Source organism: Mycobacterium sp. (assembly GCF_050701515.1).
Taxonomy (GTDB): Bacteria; Actinomycetota; Actinomycetes; order Mycobacteriales; family Mycobacteriaceae; genus Mycobacterium.
Window position 1 is genome coordinate 1 of sequence record NZ_JBOGDB010000212.1, and the last position, 1,574, is coordinate 1,574.

A 1,574-nucleotide genomic window follows, 5' to 3' on the forward strand; every position below is an offset into this window, starting at 1 on the left:
CCTCGTCGTCGCGCGCGGTCACCTCGGGCTCGCTGCCCACACCGGTGGCTTCCGCGATCCGGATCAGCGCCGTGTACGACGTCCGCCGCCACGTGGTGTCGATCGCTCGGTGGAAATGCCGAACGTCGAGGTCGACCGGCACGTCGCCGGGCGGAGCAGCGGCAGCGGGCCCAACCACCGACGGTTCGATCACCGGCCCGCCGGCGGCCTCCCACTCGCGGAAGTGCGCCAACGCTTCCTCGTCGGACACCGTGCTCGGCTTACACCGATTCGGCACCTTCGGATCACCGACGGGGCGCCGCAGCAGCCGCGACAGCCCGCCGGTCGGCTCATCCCACGCCGGCGCCCACCACGCCACCACCTGTGACTTCGCCCGGGTCAGCGCGACATACGTCAACCGGATGTCGTTGCGCGCCTCCTCGGCCTTGCTCAGCTCCTCGACCTCATTGCGGTCCGGGCTGTTCTTGCCGCCGATGTGCAAACACCGCGTGCCGTCCTCGTCGTGGAACAGCGACACGTCGTCCACCCGGACGTGCCGGTTGAACGCGAACGGCAGGTAGACGATCGGGAACTGCAGGCCCTTGGCGCCCCACACCGTCATGATCTGCACCGCGGCGGCGTCACTGTCCAGCCGGCGGTTGCGCTCGTCGGGCCCCTCGCGCTCCTCGCGCTGGCGGCGCAGCCAGTCCCGCAGCGCCGGCAGGTTGTACCGCTCGCGGTGGGCCACCTCGTGCAACAGCTGACCGACATGCGCCAGGTCGGTCATGTCCCGCTCGCCGCCGTGCCGGCCCAGCACCCGCTCGTCCATGCCCGCCAGTTGCGCCGCCTCGAACACCGCGGCCACTCCGCGCTCGCGCGCCCGGCCGGCCCACTCCCGGATGGTCCTGGTGACCTCGTCGGTCAGCGCGTCATCCCCCGCGGCGAGGTCGTCGGCAGTCTTACCGAAGAACATCGTCGCCGCTGCCGCGCGCACCAGCCCGCTGCGGTGCGGCTGGTCGAACGCCTCCAGCAGGCACAGCCAGTCCGCGGCCGCATCGGACTCGAACACGTCCGTATCGCCGGTGTAGATGACGGGAATGCCTCTGGCGGACAGGGCATCTCGGCACGGAATCGCGTCGATGCCCTTCTCGACGATCACTGCGATGTCACCGGCCGTGACCCGGTTGCCGTTGAACGTCGCCCCGCTGGCCCGCAGGGCCGCGATGTCGGCGGCGAGATCGGCGGCGATGTAGGGCCGCAGCTGCTTGATCCCGATGGTGCGATCCTGGTCGACGCCGAAGGTGTCCCTGCTGACGACCCGCAGCCGGAACGGCTCGTTGTGCGGGGCGCCGGCGAGCCGGTGGCCGGCGTGGTGGGCATCGATGTCGTGCACGACGATCTGTGGTGAGCCCAGCTCGGCGCCGCCCCACAGCGCGTGCAGGCTGTCGACGAGCGCCTTGTCGCTGCGCCAGTTCACGCCCAGGGTCTGCCGCCGCTCGCCAGCGGTCTCGGCCGCCTGCAGGTAGGTGACGATGTCGCCGCCGCGGAACGCGTAGATCGCCTGCTTCGGGTCGCCGATCAGGATCACGGTCGAG

General features: G+C 71.0%; 1 protein-coding gene. It reads right to left on the reverse strand.

What is annotated here, in order from left to right:
- Window positions 1–1,574: 3'-5' exonuclease (locus ACRDU5_RS16925; RefSeq protein ID WP_526615811.1), on the reverse strand; the 1,574-nt coding region annotated here is incomplete at both ends.